This is a genomic window from Pedococcus dokdonensis (assembly GCF_900104525.1).
Taxonomy (GTDB): Bacteria; Actinomycetota; Actinomycetes; order Actinomycetales; family Dermatophilaceae; genus Pedococcus; species Pedococcus dokdonensis.
Genome location: NZ_LT629711.1, coordinates 3,249,789 through 3,266,108 on the forward strand (window position 1 = coordinate 3,249,789; position 16,320 = coordinate 3,266,108).

16 protein-coding genes and 1 tRNA gene are annotated in these 16,320 nt (G+C 71.7%); 9 read left to right on the top strand and 8 right to left on the bottom strand.

Features of this window, described 5'->3' with window-relative positions:
* Positions 1–89 precede the first annotated feature (89 nt).
* Together BLQ34_RS15340 and BLQ34_RS15345 are read left to right on the top strand one after the other, a co-directional pair.
* Positions 90–182 (top strand) — tRNA-Ser (locus tag BLQ34_RS15340).
* 142 nt (positions 183–324) lie between these two features.
* Positions 325–879: a hypothetical protein gene (locus tag BLQ34_RS15345; RefSeq protein ID WP_091787401.1), complete on the top strand. Its 555-nt coding sequence runs from the start codon at positions 325–327 to the stop codon at positions 877–879.
* Here BLQ34_RS15345 and BLQ34_RS15350 read toward each other — a convergent pair.
* The 4 genes from BLQ34_RS15350 to BLQ34_RS15365 form a co-directional block, all read right to left on the bottom strand.
* The gene (locus BLQ34_RS15350; RefSeq protein WP_091787404.1) at positions 774–2,039 is read right to left on the bottom strand and encodes a bifunctional glycosyltransferase family 2/GtrA family protein; all 1,266 of its coding nucleotides are present in this window, start codon (positions 2,037–2,039) and stop codon (positions 774–776) included. The genes BLQ34_RS15345 and BLQ34_RS15350 overlap by 106 nt on opposite strands.
* A gap of 10 nt (positions 2,040–2,049) precedes the next feature.
* Positions 2,050–4,083: an ArnT family glycosyltransferase gene (locus BLQ34_RS15355; RefSeq protein ID WP_091787407.1), complete on the bottom strand. Its 2,034-nt coding sequence runs from the start codon at positions 4,081–4,083 to the stop codon at positions 2,050–2,052.
* A 163-nt stretch (positions 4,084–4,246) separates the two neighbouring features.
* Positions 4,247–5,713, bottom strand: a complete 1,467-nt coding sequence (locus tag BLQ34_RS15360) for a sensor histidine kinase (protein WP_091787410.1) — start codon at positions 5,711–5,713, stop codon at positions 4,247–4,249.
* A complete protein-coding gene (locus BLQ34_RS15365; protein ID WP_091787413.1) occupies positions 5,710–6,444 on the bottom strand; it encodes a response regulator transcription factor in 735 nt (244 codons plus the stop codon). The genes BLQ34_RS15360 and BLQ34_RS15365 overlap by 4 nt, the downstream gene beginning before the upstream one ends.
* A gap of 106 nt (positions 6,445–6,550) precedes the next feature.
* Between BLQ34_RS15365 and BLQ34_RS15370 the strand changes: the two genes are divergently transcribed.
* From BLQ34_RS15370 to BLQ34_RS15380, 3 genes are all read left to right on the top strand, one after another.
* Positions 6,551–7,021, top strand: coding sequence for a DUF4385 domain-containing protein (locus BLQ34_RS15370; protein ID WP_231961270.1), 471 nt, complete (start codon positions 6,551–6,553; stop codon positions 7,019–7,021).
* A 100-nt stretch (positions 7,022–7,121) separates the two neighbouring features.
* Positions 7,122–7,583 (top strand): hypothetical protein, encoded by a 462-nt coding sequence (locus tag BLQ34_RS19180; RefSeq protein WP_197674718.1) that lies wholly within the window; start codon positions 7,122–7,124, stop codon positions 7,581–7,583.
* Positions 7,580–7,771, top strand: coding sequence for a hypothetical protein (locus BLQ34_RS15380; RefSeq protein ID WP_091787416.1), 192 nt, complete (start codon positions 7,580–7,582; stop codon positions 7,769–7,771). Before BLQ34_RS19180 ends, BLQ34_RS15380 begins: the two co-directional genes overlap by 4 nt.
* A 2-nt stretch (positions 7,772–7,773) precedes the next feature.
* On the opposite strand, the gene BLQ34_RS15385 is transcribed toward BLQ34_RS15380, so the two are convergent.
* Entirely contained in the window at positions 7,774–8,817 is a 1,044-nt protein-coding gene (locus BLQ34_RS15385; protein WP_231961272.1) for a LacI family DNA-binding transcriptional regulator, read from the bottom strand.
* Between the two features lie 106 nt (positions 8,818–8,923).
* Between BLQ34_RS15385 and BLQ34_RS15390 the strand changes: the two genes are divergently transcribed.
* Genes BLQ34_RS15390 through BLQ34_RS15405 form a run of 4 tightly spaced genes read left to right on the top strand, consistent with a single transcriptional unit; the run spans position 8,924 to position 12,286 of the window.
* Positions 8,924–10,027, top strand: coding sequence for a substrate-binding domain-containing protein (locus BLQ34_RS15390; RefSeq protein ID WP_091790073.1), 1,104 nt, complete (start codon positions 8,924–8,926; stop codon positions 10,025–10,027).
* Between the two features lie 2 nt (positions 10,028–10,029).
* A complete protein-coding gene (locus BLQ34_RS15395; RefSeq protein WP_091787422.1) occupies positions 10,030–11,052 on the top strand; it encodes an ABC transporter permease in 1,023 nt (340 codons plus the stop codon).
* Positions 11,049–11,882: an ATP-binding cassette domain-containing protein gene (locus BLQ34_RS15400; RefSeq protein WP_091787425.1), complete on the top strand. Its 834-nt coding sequence runs from the start codon at positions 11,049–11,051 to the stop codon at positions 11,880–11,882. The genes BLQ34_RS15395 and BLQ34_RS15400 overlap by 4 nt, the downstream gene beginning before the upstream one ends.
* On the top strand, positions 11,879–12,286 hold the full coding sequence (locus tag BLQ34_RS15405; protein WP_091787428.1) for a universal stress protein: 408 nt from the start codon (positions 11,879–11,881) through the stop codon (positions 12,284–12,286). The genes BLQ34_RS15400 and BLQ34_RS15405 overlap by 4 nt, the downstream gene beginning before the upstream one ends.
* A gap of 90 nt (positions 12,287–12,376) precedes the next feature.
* Here BLQ34_RS15405 and BLQ34_RS15410 read toward each other — a convergent pair whose 3' ends face one another.
* From BLQ34_RS15410 to BLQ34_RS15420, 3 genes are all read right to left on the bottom strand, one after another.
* Positions 12,377–13,861, bottom strand: coding sequence for a hypothetical protein (locus BLQ34_RS15410; protein ID WP_091787432.1), 1,485 nt, complete (start codon positions 13,859–13,861; stop codon positions 12,377–12,379).
* Positions 13,862–13,883: 22 nt separating this feature from the next.
* Complete coding sequence (locus BLQ34_RS15415) at positions 13,884–15,266, bottom strand: family 43 glycosylhydrolase (protein WP_091787434.1); 1,383 nt, start codon at positions 15,264–15,266, stop codon at positions 13,884–13,886.
* A gap of 81 nt (positions 15,267–15,347) precedes the next feature.
* Positions 15,348–16,319 carry a helix-turn-helix transcriptional regulator gene (locus BLQ34_RS15420; RefSeq protein ID WP_091787437.1) on the bottom strand — a complete coding sequence of 324 codons (972 nt, stop codon included), beginning with the start codon at positions 16,317–16,319 and terminating at the stop codon, positions 15,348–15,350.
* Position 16,320 lies beyond the last annotated feature (1 nt).

Consider the following 16,320-nt stretch of genomic DNA (forward strand, 5'->3'; position numbering starts at 1 on the left):
TGCCGGCCCCGGTGTCACGGGGCCGCTTTGCTCCCGTCGCGGGGGTCCGGATACCCTGTGCGGGCTCGGTTGCTCCGGCGGCCGGGTGAGGAGACGTCGCCTAGTCCGGTCTATGGCGCCGCACTGCTAATGCGGTTTGGGTTTATCGCCCATCGAGGGTTCAAATCCCTCCGTCTCCGCCACGGCGAGCAGGGCCCGACACCATGGCGTCGGGCCCTGCTTCGTGTCGGGCTGCGGGCACCCGTTCGGTCACTCTTGTGGGGTTCGGACGTGACGAACCGGCGGCTGGGGCATCCTCTCCACATCCGCACCTCGAGGAGTGTCATGTCGTTCCCGTCCAACCCGACCGACCCGTTCGGCCCGCCCGGGCACCAGCCGCCGCAGGACCCGCAGGCCTGGGCGCCGGTGGCGCAGCCCGGGTATGCCGTGCCGCGGCACCCTGCCGTGCCGCCTCACCCGGTGGCGCATCCCGGGTATGCCGGGCCGCAGCACCCGTTCGCACCGCAGCCGTTCGCGCCCGCTCCCAAGGGTGGCAACGGGCTGGCCGTCGCGGCCGTGGTCATGAGCGGGTTGGCCCTGCTCGGCGTGCTGGCGATCGCGCTGTTCATCGGGGTGGGTGTGGCGAGCGGCGGCAGCCCGGTGCTGACCGGCGAGGTGAACGTCGTGGACAAGGGGGCGAGCTACTCGGACCTGCAGGTCGCGCTGACGACCGCGGTCGAGGACGACGGCGGGACGGTGGACGAGATCGTCTGCCCGGAGCGGTCGCAGGTGGGTCAGGGACTGGTGACGGTCTGCCACGGCTCGGTGGACGGGTTCGACTGGACCGGAGTGGTCGTGTTCGAGGACGAGGACGGCACGTTCGTCCTCACCGAGTACTGAGGGCCCGGCCGAAAGATCCAGGTCCGCATCGCCACGAACCGCAGCGCGGTCGACGCGACGGTGGCCAGGGCGACGGCCCCGGTCGCGACGAGGGGGGACGGGGCGGCGACCCAGAGGTGCAGCAGGCCGAGCGCGCCGGCCGTCAGCGACCAGGTCACCCCGAAGACCGCCAGGCCCTGGGCCTGCGACCGCAGCCGACCGAGACCCCCGCGGATGCCGAAGGTCCAGCGCCGGTTGAGGGCGGTGTTGGCGACGGTCGCGACCAGCAGCGCCACGAGGTTGGCCGTCTGGGTGGAGGCGAGGGTCGCCGCGAACAGCGCGAACAGGCCCAGATGGAGCGCCGTGGAGACGACGCCGACTGCGGCGAACCGGCTCACCTGGCGCCAGGTGCCGCTGGTGGGGTGGTGCCGGCCGATCCGGGCGGCCACCTCGGCCACCGGGAGGCGCCCAGACGCCAACCCACGCCGCACCCGCAGCACCCCCCGCAGGTCGTCGAGAGCGGTGCCGACCACGTCGACCCGGGAGTCCGGGTCGTCGAACCAGTCGACCGGCACCTCGTGGATCCGCAGGCCGGACCGCTGTGCCAGCACCAGCAGCTCGGTGTCGAAGAACCAGGTCGGGTCCTCGACCAGCGGCAGCAGCTCGGCCGCGACATCGGCCCGGATCGCCTTGAAACCGCACTGCGCGTCGGTGAACCGGGCGCCCAGTGCGCCCTGGAGCACGAGGTTGTAGCAGCGCGAGATCACCTCCCGCTTCGCTCCGCGCACGACCCGCGAGCCGCGCGCCAACCGCGAGCCGATGGCCAGGTCGGAGTGCCCCGACATCAGCGGCGCGACCAGCGGCCACAGCGCGTCGAGGTCGGTCGACAGGTCGACGTCCAGGTAGGCGAGGATCGGCGCGTCCGACTCGAGCCACACCTGCTTGAGCGCCCGCCCCCGCCCCTTCTGCGGCAGCTGCGCGAGCGCGACGCCGGGGAGCTCGGCCACCAGCGCCGAGGCGACGGCGACCGTCGCGTCGGTGCTGGCATTGTCTGCCACCGTGATCCGGAACGGGTAGGGGAAGGTGTGCACCAGGTGGGCGTGCAGCCGGCGGACGCAGGCGGCGACCGTGTGCTGCTCGTTGTGGACGGGAACGACGACATCGAGGACGGGGGCGGTCATCGCGTCGGCCTCAGGTGGTCTGGGTCGTCGTCGAGGTGTCGGCCGAGCCGCTCCCGGACGCGAGTGGCTGGGTCAGGTCGTAGAACGTCGTCCCGCCGATGGTCACCTGCGTGTAGTTGGCCGCCACCCACTGCGAGATCTGCGAGCCGGTGCCCGAACCACCCATCCCGCCGCCCATCCCGCCCGGGCCTCCGCCCGACCCGCTCGCCAGCAGGTAGTGGATGTCCCCGTCGGCGACGTACTGCTGGAACTGGGCCAGGGTCGGGCTCGGGTCGCTGCCGTTGAAGCCACCGATGGCCATCACGGGCAGCCGGGTGCCGAGCTGGATCCCGGCTGCGTTCTGCGAGCCGATCGCCGCGGCGACCCACCGGTACGAGCCGGCGTCGGCCGACAGGGCCGAGACGACCTCGGTGTTGGGGGTCGTGGCGTCGAGCAGGCCGCCCATCCCGCCGCCCGTGCGCGTCCCGCCGGCGCCACCCGGGCCACCGCCCGGCATACCTCCACCGCGGCCGCCGGCCACGGTCGGACCGGCTGTCACGATCGACCCGGTGTGGGCGGTGCCCACGGTCTGCACGCTGTAGGCGGCCGGGCCGGCCAGTGCGGCGACGAGCGCGCCGGCGACGACGACCGGCACGAACCGGCGGTGCAGCTGGGTGATCGCGAGCAGTAGGAGCGCGCTGGCCAGGCCGAGCACGAGGACCGTGATGCGCAGCCAGCTCTGCCAGTCGCTGCGGGACAAGAGGATGAACGACCAGGTCGCGGCCGCGGCGGTCGCCGCAGCAAGGGCGATCGAGCCGACGGCGCTGTGCCGCCGCTCCCACGCCTCGGCGGCACCCATGCCGACCAGTGCTGCGATCGAGGGCGCCAGCGCGACCGTGTAGTACTCGTGGAAGATGCCGGCCATCAGCGAGAACGTCACCATCGTGACGAGCAGCCAACCGCCCCAGACCAGGTATGCCGCGCGGCGGGCATCCGTGCGCGGCGCGCGTCCGCGCAGGTATACGCCGACGGCCAGGAGGATGAGCGCCGAGGGGATCAGCCAGGAGATCTGGCCGCCGATGGAGGAGCTGAACATCCGACCCAGGCCGGTGGTGCCCCAGCCGTTGCCACCGCCGACCGAGCCGGTCTCGTCTCCGCTGATCCGGCCGAGGCCGTTGTAGCCGAACGTGACGGACAGGAACGAGTTGTCCTGCGAGCCGCCGATGTAGGGGCGCAGGCTCGCCGGGACGAGCTCGACGATCGCGACCCACCAGCCGGCTGACAGGACCATCGAGGCGACCCCGATGAGCGCGCCGGTGATCCGGCGGCGCAGCGTGGTGTTCGCGAAGAGCAGGTAGGCGAGCCCGAACGCGGGCACGACGAGGAGCACCTGGAGGGCCTTGGTGAGGAAGCCGAGACCGATGAAGACACCGACGACCGCGAACCACCTGGCCGAACCCTGTTCGATCGACCTCATCGTGGCCCAGGCGCCGAGGGCCATGAGCAGCACGAGCAGCGCGTCGGGGTTGTTGAACCGGAACATGAGGACGGCCACCGGCGTGAGCGCCATGACCGCACCGCCGATGAGACCGGCTGCGGCGCCGAAGTGACGCTTGACGGTCGCGTGGACGACGCCGACCGTGGCGACCCCCATCAGCACCTCGGGCAGCAGGATGCTGAACGAGCTGAGCCCCAGCACCCGGACCGACAGCGCCATCACCCAGAGGGAGGCCGGTGGCTTGTCGACGGTGATCGAGTTGCCGGCGTCGGAGGAGCCGTAGAAGAACGCCTTCCAGCTGTCGCTGCCGGCCTGGACGGCCGCGGAGTAGAACGAGTTGGCGTAGCCGTTGGCGGTGAGGTCGTAGAGGTAGAAGAGGGCCGTCGCGAGGAGCAGGCCGAGGAGGGCGGGTCGGGCCCACACCGGGTCGCCGGCCGGACCGCGCCACAGGCGCTGGATCCGGTTCGGTGTCGTCGGTGCGGCCGGACCTGCCTGGGTGGGAGCGGTGGCGTGAGCGGGCCGCGCGGGCCGACCAGCGGCGTCGCGGTGGAGGGTCATCGTGTCCATGCCCCTACCGTCCGGGCCACCCCTGTGCGGTCCCTGTGGCACCCCTGAGGCGGCCCGATGAGCGGCTGGTCGCCCCACTCGTTGCGCTCAGGTCGTCACGGAACCCGCGAGTCGGCACTCCCGTGACCACCAGAACGCAACACGTGCGGGAGGGATACCCGGGTCAGGCGGGGAGCAGGACCGTGAAGGTCGTGTCGCCCGGGCTCGAGCGCAGCTCGACGTCGCCACCGTGGGACTTGGCGACCGCATCGACGATCGAGAGCCCCAGCCCGGTGGAGCCAGCGGCGCGGTTGCGCGAGTCGTCGCCACGGGTGAACCGCTGGAACACGTTGCGCTGCAACGCCTCCGGCACGCCGGGCCCGTCGTCCGTGACACTGAGCCGTACCCACCGGCCATCGGGCTTGACCGACGTCACGACGCGCGTGCCGGCCGGGGTGTGGGTGCGGGCGTTGGCGAGCAGGTTGGCAACCACTTGGTGCAGCCGCGCGGAGTCGCCGGTGACCTCGACCGGCTCGTCGGGCAGGTCCAGCTCCCAGCGGTGGTCCGGCGAGGCCGCGTGCGCGTCGCTGACCGCGTCCATGGCGAGCAGCGAGAGGTCCACCGGTTCGCGGTCGAGCGGCCGACCGGCATCGAGCCGAGCCAGCAGCAGCAGGTCCTCGACGAGTCCCTGCATCCGCAACGCCTCGGACTCGACGCGCGACAGCGCGTGGGTGACCGACGCGGGCACCGGCTCGCGCTCGCGACGGGACAGCTCGGCATACCCACGGATCGAGGCGAGGGGGGTGCGGAGCTCGTGCGAGGCGTCCGCGACGAACTGGCGCACCCGTTGCTCGCTGTCGTGGCGTGACTGCAGCGCGCCCTCGACGTTGTCGAGCATGTTGTTGATCGCGAGCCCGACCTGCCCGACCTCGGTGCGGGGGTCGGCGTCGGTGTCGGGGACGCGCTCTGCGAGGGCGACGGCGCCGGAGTCCAGCTTGAGGGTGGAGACCTGGGTGGCGGTGTGCGCGACCCGTTGCAGCGGAGCGAGGTTGCGGCGCACCAGCCAGAGCCCGCCGGCCGAGACGAGGATGAAACCCACGATGGTGCCGCCGGCGATGAGGGTGATGACCTGGCTGACGGTCCCGGTGACGCTCTCCATGGGGAGGCCGGAGATCACCGTCCGACCCTGGCGGTCGACGGCGGCCACCACCCGGTAGGTGCCGAGCGACTCCACCTCGACGGTCCGCGGTGACGGCCCGATGCTCGCCGCGTTGAGGGCCTCGATCTGCTCCTCGCTGAGGGTGCCCGAGGTCTGTCCCTTGTCGTAGTAGCTGCTCACGACGGTGCCGTTGGACAGCACCAGGCTCATCCACCCGCCCGCTCCGCCGGGGGGAGCGCCGACCGGCCGCCGGTCGCCGTCGCCATCGGGTCCGCCGCCGGGGCCCCCCACCAGCCGCTGCGAGATGGCGACCACGTCGGCGTCGAGACGGTCGGTGAGGAAGCCGCGCAACAGCACCACGGTCAGTGACGACGTGGCAAGCGTGACGGCCAGGAAGAGCCCGACGACGGTCGCGACGAGCTTGGTGCTCAGCGACCAGGTGACCGGGTTGAGGTGGGAGCGGGCCGAGCCCGCGGCTGCGGCGGGGGTCATGGGGCGGGCTTGAGGACGTACCCGACCCCACGCATGGTGTGGATCATCGGCTCTCGGCCGGCGTCGATCTTCTTGCGCAGGTAGGAGATGTAGAGCTCGACGACGTTCGCCTGGCCACCGAAGTCGTAGTTCCAGACCCGGTCGAGGATCTGCGCCTTGGACAGCACGCGCTTGGGGTTGCGCATGAGGTAGCGCAGCAGCTCGAACTCGGTGGCCGTGAGGTTGATCTGCTCGCCGCCGCGGCTCACCTCGTGGCTGTCCTCGTCCATGCTGAGGTCGCCCACGACCAGGACCGAGTCGGACTGGTCGGTCACGACTGCGGTGCGGCGCATCAGTGCGCGGAGGCGGGCCACGACCTCCTCGAGGCTGAACGGCTTGGTGACGTAGTCGTCGCCGCCGGCGGTGAGCCCGGCGACCCGGTCCTCGACCGCGTCCTTCGCGGTCAGGAAGAGGACCGGCACGTTGGGGTTGTCGCCGCGCATCCGGCGCAGCACCTCGAGGCCGTCGAAGTCGGGGAGCATCATGTCGAGGGCGACGGCGTCGGGCTGGAACTCCCGAGCCGCGCGCACGGCGGCGACGCCGGTGGCGGCGGTCCGGACCTCCCACCCCTCGTAGCGCAGCGCCATCCCGAGCAGCTCGGTGAGGTTGTTCTCGTCGTCGACGACGAGCACGCGGACGGGGGAGCCGTCGAGGCGCTGGAGCTTGGCGGAGGAGGACTGCTGCGTGTTCATGCTCCTAGGAAACACCCGCGACCTTGTGCCCCAGCCGCACCGCTCCTGTGTGGTTCCTGTGAGCGCTCTGTGGCCGAGGTCGTGCGCGGCAGGGATACTCGGTCACGTGACGACCAGTGGCGACGACGTCAGGTCGCACCCCGAGCGGTATCGCGTCGGGCGGGGTGAGCAGGGTGTGCTCACCGTGCAGCCCTACAAGGACGAGCTCCTGCCGTTGTGGCGGTTCCGCACCCCAGACGTCGCGCAGGAGAGTGCGATGGCCCTGCGGGCGGCCTTCGACCGCTACCTGGCGGACGGTGACCTCGTGGGCGCGGACATGGCGCGCAAGTACCTGCAGATGGGCTTCACGCGGGCCCGGCGCTACGCCAACCACCCCGGGGGCCGCAAGTACGACGGCCCCGTGCCTGCCGGTCGCCGGGGTCAGAGCGGAGCGCACGGCAGGCGTGAGCTCCCGCGAGGTCCGCAGGACCCGGTCAAGGCCGAGTCGGCCCGCATCTTCAAGGTCGCCTGGGACGCGGTGGAGCAGGTCGAGGAGTACACCTCCTGGCGGTCCGCCCACAAACGGGCCCACGGCTAGTCGCGAAGCCTCAGTCGTCCGACACCTCCTGCACAGCGCGGCCACAGCGTGGGACCCGAAGGTCGGAGTCGACCACCTCGACACCCACGATGGAGCGACGATGACCACCTCCCGCACCGACGAGCCCACCGACCACCTCGCATGGGCCCGGACCGAGACCCAGACCATGCCGGGTGCCGTGTCGGCCGAGTCCGCGCCGGCCACGGCACCGGCGCTCAACCCGCCCCCGTGGAGCGGGCGCAAGACCGCCATCGCTGCCGCGCTCGCGATCGGGTTCAGCTCGATGGGTGCGGTGGCTGCTGCGGCGGCACTCCCCGAGGGGACGACGCAGGGCGGCCAGGTGCAGCAGGGCGGGTTCGGGCCGGGCGGCCGACAGGGCGGCTTCGGCCCCCAGGGCGGCTTCGGGCCCCAGGGCGGGTTCGGTCAGCAGGGCACCCAGCAGGGCACGCAGCAGGGCGGCACCTCCCAGCTCCCCGGCGGACAGCTGCCGCAAGGGCCGGGGCAGGGTGTCCCCGGTCAGTCGCAACCCGTCCCGAGCGACCCGAACGCGAGCACGACGTGATCCACGTCGGCATCCTGCCCCGACACCAGCTGGCGCGGTGGACGCGAACCAGGCACGCGGCATACCAGCGGCGCACGGCGAGCGGGGCGCAGCTTGAACCGTTGCCCCGCAAGGACTTCAGCGCCATCCCGGTGTGTGGCTCGGTGCGCCCGTCATCCTCGCAGCGACGGCTGGCGGACCGCGCCTGACCTCAGGGGCGGATCTCCCCGGAGCCTCGCTCGACGAGCTCGGGGGCGAGCACCACGTGGCGCGGCGGAGACGTGTCGCCGTCGATCCGGGCGAAGAGCCGCTGCGCCACCTCGGCCCCGATCGCGCCGACGTTCTGTCGGACCACGGTGAGTGGCGGGTCGACGATGTCGGCCAGCGGGAAGTCGTCGAAGCCGACGACCGCGATCTGTCCGGCCTTGCCGAGCCGGTGCAGGGCGCGGATCGTGCCCACTGCCAACGAGTTTCGCGCCGCGAAGATGGCTGTCGGTGGCTCCGGCAGCTCGAGCAGGCGGGTGACGGCGGCCTCGGCGTCCTCGGGCGAGCGCACCGAGGTGTTGACGAGCGCAGGGTGGAGCGGGATGTGTCGTGCGTTCATGGCGGCCTCGAAGCCCTCGAGCCGCAGCCGGGCCGTCTGGATGCTCGGCAGGTCGCCGAGGAACGCGATCCGCCGGTGCCCGTGCGCCACCAGGTGGTAGACCGCGAGCCGCGAGCCGCGCGCGTTGTCGACGGTCACCGAGTCGGTGTCCACGCCGTTGGGGCGTCGGTCGACGAAGACGATCGGCAGGCCGCTGCGCAGGTCGTCGGCGAGGTAGTCGTGCCGGTCCGTCGCCGGCATGAGGAGGAGCCCGTCGACACGACGCCGCACCAGACCCTCGACCAGGGTCCGCTCGCGCTCCGGCTCCTCGTCGAGGCTCGACGCGACGATGACCACGTCGCGGTCCCGCGCCGCGTCCTCGAGGCTGCGCAGGAGGCTGGACGAGAACGAGTTGCTGATGTCCTGGAGCAGCGCCCCGACCATGGCGGTCTTGCCGTGCCCGCGTCGCAGGTTGCTCGCGGCGAGGTTGTGGCGGTAGCCGAGCTGGGCGACCGCGCGCTCGACCCTCGTGACGACGTCGCTGGAGACGCCGGGCTCGCGGTTGACCACCCGCGAGACCGTCTTCAGGCTGACCCCGGCGAGAGCAGCAACCTCCCGCATGGTGGCGCGGGGGCGTCGGCCACTGGCCCCTGACAACGATGTCACGATCACGGGAGCAGTTGTACAGGAACCGTTGACAAAAGCACAAGCAAGGGGCTACAAACTTCCTTGACAACGTTGTCACGCGGCACTGCTGCCGCTCGAGATGGGAGACCTCATGCCTCACAGCACCCTGCAGACCCCCACGTTCCGCCGCACTGTAGCGGTGACCCTCGCCGCCGCGACCGCGCTGGCCCTCGGCGCCTGCAACCGAGGCGGCGCCGACACGACCGGCGGAGGCGGAGAGGCCACGGTGGGCATCGCCCTCATCACCAAGGACTCCTCCAACCCGTTCTTCGTGGCGATGCAGAAGGGCGGAAGGGCCGACGCGGCCAAGAACAACGTCAAGCTGACCGTCGCCTCCGGCAAGAAGGAGGGCGACGACCAGGGCCAGATCGATGCGATCGAGCAGTCCATCGCCCGCGGCGACAAGGGCATCCTCATCACCCCGATGAGCACGGGGGTGAACGCCGCGATCAAGAAGGCGCGGGACGCCGGCCTCTTCGTGATCGCGCTCGACACGCCGCCGGACCCGCCCAGCACCGTGGACATCACCTTTGCGACCAACAACCGCAACGCCGGCAAGCTCGACGGTCAGTGGGCCGCTGCCCAGCTGGACGGCAAGCCGGCGGTGATCGCGCTGCTCGACCTCTTCGACGACAAGATCGTGTCGGTCGACTACAACCGTGACCAGGGCTTCCTCGAGGGCATGGGCATCGACGTGGCCGACGGCAAGAAGAACGGCGACGAGGCCAAGACCGGCAAGTACACCGGTGGCAAGGGCGGCGACTACACGATCGTGTGCAACGAGGCCGGTGAGGGCGCCGAGGACGGTGGCCGCTCGGCCATGGAGAAGTGCCTGGCCAAGAACCCCAACATCAACCTGGTCTACACGATCAACGAGCCGACGGCTGTCGGCGCGAACGCTGCGCTCAAGGCGGCCGGCAAGACCGCCCTCATCGTGTCCGTCGACGGTGGCTGTGCCGGTGTCAGCAGCGTGAAGAGCGGGGTCATCGGTGCGACCGCCCAGCAGTACCCGCTGAAGATGGCCACGCTCGGCATGGAGGCCATCGCCAAGATCGCCCGCGGTGGCGAGAAGCCGCAGGTGTCGCCCGGGCTCGACTTCTTCGACACCGGCGTCGCGCTGGTCACCGACAAGAAGGCCGACGGCGTGGAGAGCATCACCTCCGACGAGGGCTCCAAGATCTGCTGGGGCAACTGACCATGTCGGCTGACGTCACGTCTGCTGCTGCCGAGTTCGCTCGGCGGCAGCAGTCCCCCCTCCAGCGGGTGCAGCACCAGCTGCACGGCAAGCCCTGGCTGAGCCCGCTGTTCCTGCTCCTGGTGGCGTTCATCGCCTTCTTCATCGCGACGCCCACCTTCCTCACCGCCAACTCGATGGGCATCCTGTTCCAGCAGACCGCGGTCGTCGCGGCCCTCGCCGTGGGGCAGACGTTGGTCATCCTCACGGCCGGCATCGACCTCTCGGTCGGCGCGATCATGGTGCTGTCGATGATGGTGACGGCCACGCTGGCCAAGGACGGCGGCATGCCGGCCATCCTGGCGCTGTTCATCGGTGTCGCCCTGGCGACCGTCGCAGGGTTCCTCAACGGCCTGCTCGTCACCAGGATCAACCTGCCGCCGTTCATCGTGACCCTCGGCACCCTGAGCATCTTCACGGCCATCGCCCTGCTCTACTCGGGCGGGGAGAGCATCCAGGCCGACCACCTGCCTCGGCTGCTCAACTTCCTCGGTGAAGGGTTCGCGATCGGCGACTTCCGCCTCACCTGGGGCATCGTCGTGGTCATCCTCCTCTATGTCGTCATGGGGTTCGTGCTCTCCCAGACGGCCTGGGGTCGCTACGTCTACGCGGTCGGTGACGACGCCGAGTCGGCCCGCCTCTCCGGTGTGCCGAGCAAGCGGATGCTCCTCGCGGTCTACACCGTGGCCGGCCTCATCTACGGCATCGCCGGCTGGATCCTGATCGGACGCGCCGGAGCCGCCACACCCAACGCGGCGCCCGACGCCAACCTGGCGAGCATCACCGCCGTCGTCATCGGTGGCACCAGCCTCTTCGGTGGTCGGGGACGCCTCATCGGCACCCTGATCGGGGCGCTCATCGTCCAGACGTTCGCCTTCGGGCTCTCCCAGCTCGGGGTCGACCAGCAGTGGCGTGTCCTCGCGACCGGCATCCTCGTCGTCGTCGCGGTCGCCATCGACCAGTGGATCAGGAAGGTGAAGGCATGAGCACCAGCACGCTCGAGGTCGCCCATGGCGGCATCCCGGCGGGCAAGGAGGAGATCTACGCCAAGGAGCCGGTGCTCTCCGCCCGCAAGCTCGTCATCACGTTCGGTCGGGTCGTGGGCCTCGACGGTGTCGACCTCGACCTCTACCCCGGTGAGGTGCTGGCGGTCATCGGCGACAACGGTGCCGGCAAGTCGACTCTGATCAAGTGCCTCACCGGCGCCTACGTCCCGGACTCGGGCGAGATCACCCTCAACGGTCAGCCAGTGCACTTCAAGAAGCCGCAGGACGCCCGCGAGGCGGGCATCGAGACGGTCTACCAGCAGCTGGCCGTGATCCCCGCCCTCGACATCGCGAGCAACCTCTACCTCGCCCGCGAGGAGCGGCGCCCCGGCCCGCTCGGGTCGGTGCTGCGGATGCTCGACAAGAAGGGCATGGAGAAGCGGGCTGGCCAGTCGGTGCAGGAGCTGGGCATCCAGACCATCCAGAACATGGGGCAGGCCGTGGAGACGCTCTCCGGTGGCCAGCGCCAGGCCGTTGCGGTCGCACGAGCGGCGGCGTTCGGCAGCAAGGTGGTGGTCCTCGACGAGCCGACGGCTGCCCTGGGTGTGAAGGAGTCGGGCATGGTGCTCGACATGGTCAAGCAGCTGCGCGACAAGGGCTTGTCGATCATCCTGATCAGCCACAACATGCCCCACGTCTGGGAGGTCGCCGACCGGATCCACATCCAGCGACTCGGTGGGCGGGCCGGGGTGATCACCCCGCAGACGCACGACATGGGTGAGGGCGTCGCCATCATGACCGGGGCGAAGCGGCTCGAGGGATCGTCGTGAGCGGCACCGTCGTCGTCGGCTACATCCCGACCCCCGAGGGCATCGCCGCCTTCGAGCGGGCCAAGGACGAGGCGGTGCTCGACGGTTCCACGCTCGTGGTGGTCAACGCGGGCCAGAGCGGCAACTTCACCAGCCCGACGTTCGCGAGCCCCGCGGACATCGACGCGATCGACACCGAGCTGTCCGGCGCCGGGATCGCCCACGAGGTGATCCAGGCGACCGACCAGCTGGCCCCGGCCGAGGAGATCCTCCGGGTGGCCGCGGAGAAGGGCGCCCGCCTCATCGTCATCGGGGTCCGGCGTCGGACCCCGGTCGGCAAGCTCATCCTCGGCAGCACCTCGCAACAGGTGCTGCTCGACGCGCAGTGTCCGGTGCTCGCCGTGAAGGCGGCACGGGCCGGCTGACCGGGGCGCTCAATCCCCCAGGGTTCCCCAGTCGCGAGCGGCGTCCCTCCGAAGAGGAGGGGCGCCGTTCGTCCCGTGGAGGACGCGGTATCAGGTCCGGGCGGAGCCGAGGCCGAGGACCACGGCGATGCCGAGCGCGCTGCGCGGGTCGTATGCCGTGCGCCACAGGCCGCCGTGCACCGCCCCCTGGGCCTCCTCGCGCCACGGCGTCGTCGGCGGCTGCGGCGCCGTGCGCAGGTCGTGGACGAGCAGGGCGGCCATCAGCGTGTTGCTCGTGGCCGGCTCGAAGACCTCGATGCCGAACCGGTGTGCGCCTGCGTAGGCGCTGGCCAGGGCGCGGTTCTTCACCACCGACCGGGTCCGCGTGGGTGGCGCGACGTTGAGCGAGACCGTGCGGCCGTCGCGCCGGGCGACGGTGGCCCGCCAGCGTTGCAGCCGCTTGGCGAGCGCGTAGTTCGGTCCCTGCTGGGGGACGAGGCTGTCGTTGAGCCCGGGGTCGGTGCCGGGCGCGTAGTTGCGGCGCAGCAGGCGTCCGCCACTGACGGTGCGCAACGCCGGTCGCACCAGGCGCATCGGCGTCGAGGGGCCCCGATAGCTGCGGGTCGACTGCTCGACCGCGTCCCCCGGCACGGCGAAGACATCGGTCGGCGTGGCCAGGAAGGCGAGCGCCACGTCGGGGCGCCGCGCCATCAGCTCGACGCTCAGGGCGTCCACGGCGGTGGAGACGCGGACGTTCGTGGCGCCGTCGGCATACACGTAGTTGCCGAGCACGAGTGGTCCGTCGGTCGCGGTGAGCCAGTCGGCGATGGCCGGCAGGCCGTGCAGCAGGTCGGCCCCGGCGCGGGCGGCGAGGTCGCCCGCCGACCACGCCGCGTCACCGGCCACGGGCAGGTGCAACGTGCCGGCACTCCCCGCGGCCACCTCGAGGACCCGCTTCCAGATCTCGGGGCGGGGCAGGTCGACCCCGACGACGTGGCCACCCCACGACAGGATCGAGCGCAGCGGTCCCATCTCCGCCCCGGCGCCGAGCACGACCACGCGCTGGTCGCTGAGGTCCAGCCAGTCGGGGTTCGCGAGCACGGTGCGCACGGCTTCGGCCGCCGAGGGCTCGATGATCCCGCGGCAGGTCCAGTCGTCGAGCTGGCGGCGCAGGGCGTCGCCGCGCAGTCGTTCGCCGTGCAGGGGCAGGCTCAGCTCGGTGCTGCGCGCACCGGTGCCGCGCACGGTCGCCGTCCCGAGGGGGGCCACGTCGCCCCCGTCGAAGGCCGCAGCCAGCGGCACGTCACCGCCCGAGGTCGCGACCCGCATCCGCTCGTGCAGGGAGTCGAGGCCGGCCCGCGCCACGTCGACGGCTGCCTCGCCGTCGTCCAGCAGACCGGCCTCCACCATCCTGCGGAAGTGGGTCAGGTAGCCCTGTCGCCAGTTCGTCTCGCGTTCGGCCGCCTGCGCCCCGACCGGGTCGACCGGTCGGAGCGCGTCCGCGACGACGGTGCGCCCCAGGGTCGACGTGCTGCGCTTGCCGTCGACCTCGGGGAACACCACGCCGCGGGGACGGTGGGAGTCGCTCTGCGCCATGCGCGCGAGTATGCCGTGTGCGTCAGAGGGCGACGACCCGGAAGTCCGCGCCGGTCCCGCTGCCGGTGCGCACGAGCCGCCCGGTGCGGCTGAACCGCTCACGGCTGCCGTCGCGGAAGTAGTTCCAGGTCACCCACAGGTGCCCGTCGTTGCTGCGGAACGGCGCCATCGCCCCGGGACCCCGCTTGTTCCCGGGCAGGCCGTGCACGTACATGTCCCGCGGCAGGTGCTCCTGTGGGCCGGTGTAGGCGAAGACCGCCTTGCGCGGGCCGGGGATCGGGGTGCAGAGACCGTCGGTGAGCCGCTGGCCGCACGAGGCGATGCCGGTGGCGTAGTAGTTCGTCGGCCACGAGTTGCCGGAGTAGAAGAGGTACCAGCCGTTGTCCCAGAGCAGGGCCGGGTTCTCGATCACGGTCACGCCCGCCCCGTCGCGGTAGTGCGCCCACGTCAGGTGGTCGCTGCGCATGATCACGGTGGGGGCGCTCACCGGGCGGGCCTGGTGGTGCGCGTCGAGCTTGAGCCGCACCACCGACAGCGCCGACTCGGGGCCCTGGGCCCGCTGGCCGTCCCGCCAGGTGAACCAGATGCCACCCTTCGGCCCGCGCGCGACGTCGGCGTCGAGGGCCCAGCGGTTGCCCTTGGTGGGGCAGACCAGTGGCTGGTCGGCGGCCTTGAACGGCCCGCGTGCGGTGTCGGACCAGGCCGTGCCGATGCACTTGCGGCCGTCGTCCGCGCGGTGCGTGGCCGTGTAGAAGAGGTAGTAGCCGGCGCCGTCGCCGGTGGCCTGGTGGTACGCGGCCGGTGCCCAGATGCCTGATCCCGGTGCCACCCAGGCCCCGGTGCGCGGGAGCGCGTCGCCGGTGATGGTGGCTGACGTGGTGGGCACGTTGCCCGAGCCGTGCACGGTGAAGGGCACCCGGTAGCGGTGACCGCCCTCGCTGGCGCTCGCGCCGTAGCTGATGAACCGGTCGGTGCCGGGCAGCGCCATGGTGTCGACGCCGGGGTAGCGCAGGTCGTCGCCCTCCCCGGTCGCTCCGGCGGCGTTCCGGGTCCCACCACCGTTGCCGTCCTTGCGCTTGCCGTCCTTGCCCTGGTGGTTCTTGCCCTGGTGGTTCTTGCCGCCCGACCCGGTGCTCGGGCCGGCGTTGCCGCCCTGTCCCTGGTGGTCCTTGCCGCCTCTGTCGCCCTGGCCGTGGCCCGACTGGTGGTTGCCACCGCCGTTGCCACCGCCCTGGCCCTGGTTGCCCTGGTTGCCCTGGTTGCCCTGGTTGCTCTGCTGGTTGCCACCGCCGTTGCCTCGGCCGCCGTGCCCCTGGCCGGCCGTTGCGGCGGCGACGCCGGTCGTGGCGACGAGGACCGCCGCCGAGACGGCGACGAGGGTCCGCTTGAGTCGTGGTGTGGTCATGGGTCTGCTCCGATCGACGATGGGTGTCGCCACCGATTCCAGCGTCGAGCGGCGTCGCCGTCGATGGGGAGCAGTCCCCGGTCAGACCACTGCGTCAGTCATCCGGCGCGCGAGATCCGTTGCAGCCGAACGGAGTTCGGGACCATTCACGATCTGGAAGGCGACGGGCAGGACGGCCAGCTGCTCGGCATACCATGAGGGGTTGCTGGTGCTGCCCACCAGCCTGGTGGTGCCGTCGGCACCCTCCTCGAGCCGCCCGAGCCCCCGCGGCAACCAGCGCTGCACGCGCTCGACCGGCGCCTGCACGACGACCTCGGTGACGTACTCCCAGCCGGTGGCCAGGTGGGTCTCCAGGAGGCCGACGGGGTCGAGATCGGCGGGTGCCTCGAAGGTCTCGGTGAGCACCGAGACGGCCGTGACGCGGTCGATGCGGAACGCCCGGACGGCGTTCGCGACGTGGCTCCAGCAGAGCAGGTACCAGCGGCCGTGCCGGACCACCACGGCCCACGGGTCGACGTCCTGCGACCACTCGCGTCCGGCTTCGGTGCGGTAGCCGATCCGGACCCGCTGCCGTTCCACGCTGGCCCCGACGAGGGTCGTCGTGGTCTGCGGGTTGGGTCGCGCGGCCGCGCGGTCGGGAGCTGGTGCGGCGGCGCGGCGGACGGCCTCGGCCTGCGCGGCGACCGGTTGGGGCAGGGCTCGGATGATCTTGCCGAGCGCGCTGCCGGCCGGATCGGCCGGGTCGGCGGCCTCGTGGTGGCCGTCGAGCACGGCCATCACCAGCGCCAGGGCCTCGGAGGCCTCGAACATCAGCGGGGGGAGCCGCAGCCCGCGCCCGACCCGGTAGCCGCCATAGGGGCCGCGCTCGGAGTCCACCGGGATCCCGGCCTCCCGCAGGATCGCGACGTAGCGGCGGGCCGCGCGCTCGGTGACTCCCAGCCGCTCGCCCAGCCGACCGGCGCCGATCCCGGGAGTGGACTGGATCAGCTCGAGCGCCAGCAGGGCTCGGGCTGTGGGGCTGGTGTCGGCGCGGGAGGAGGTGGGGGACGACATG

Coding starts and splice junctions, on each gene's coding strand:
- BLQ34_RS15345 (WP_091787401.1), top strand. CDS start 325: ATGTCGTTCCCGTCCAACCCGACCGACCCGTTCGGCCCGCCCGGGCAC.
- BLQ34_RS15350 (WP_091787404.1), bottom strand. CDS start 2,039: ATGACCGCCCCCGTCCTCGATGTCGTCGTTCCCGTCCACAACGAGCAG.
- BLQ34_RS15355 (WP_091787407.1), bottom strand. CDS start 4,083: ATGGACACGATGACCCTCCACCGCGACGCCGCTGGTCGGCCCGCGCGG.
- BLQ34_RS15360 (WP_091787410.1), bottom strand. CDS start 5,713: ATGACCCCCGCCGCAGCCGCGGGCTCGGCCCGCTCCCACCTCAACCCG.
- BLQ34_RS15365 (WP_091787413.1), bottom strand. CDS start 6,444: ATGAACACGCAGCAGTCCTCCTCCGCCAAGCTCCAGCGCCTCGACGGC.
- BLQ34_RS19180 (WP_197674718.1), top strand. CDS start 7,122: ATGACCACCTCCCGCACCGACGAGCCCACCGACCACCTCGCATGGGCC.
- BLQ34_RS15390 (WP_091790073.1), top strand. CDS start 8,924: ATGCCTCACAGCACCCTGCAGACCCCCACGTTCCGCCGCACTGTAGCG.
- BLQ34_RS15395 (WP_091787422.1), top strand. CDS start 10,030: ATGTCGGCTGACGTCACGTCTGCTGCTGCCGAGTTCGCTCGGCGGCAG.
- BLQ34_RS15400 (WP_091787425.1), top strand. CDS start 11,049: ATGAGCACCAGCACGCTCGAGGTCGCCCATGGCGGCATCCCGGCGGGC.
- BLQ34_RS15410 (WP_091787432.1), bottom strand. CDS start 13,861: ATGGCGCAGAGCGACTCCCACCGTCCCCGCGGCGTGGTGTTCCCCGAG.
- BLQ34_RS15415 (WP_091787434.1), bottom strand. CDS start 15,266: ATGACCACACCACGACTCAAGCGGACCCTCGTCGCCGTCTCGGCGGCG.
- BLQ34_RS15420 (WP_091787437.1), bottom strand. CDS start 16,319: ATGTCGTCCCCCACCTCCTCCCGCGCCGACACCAGCCCCACAGCCCGA.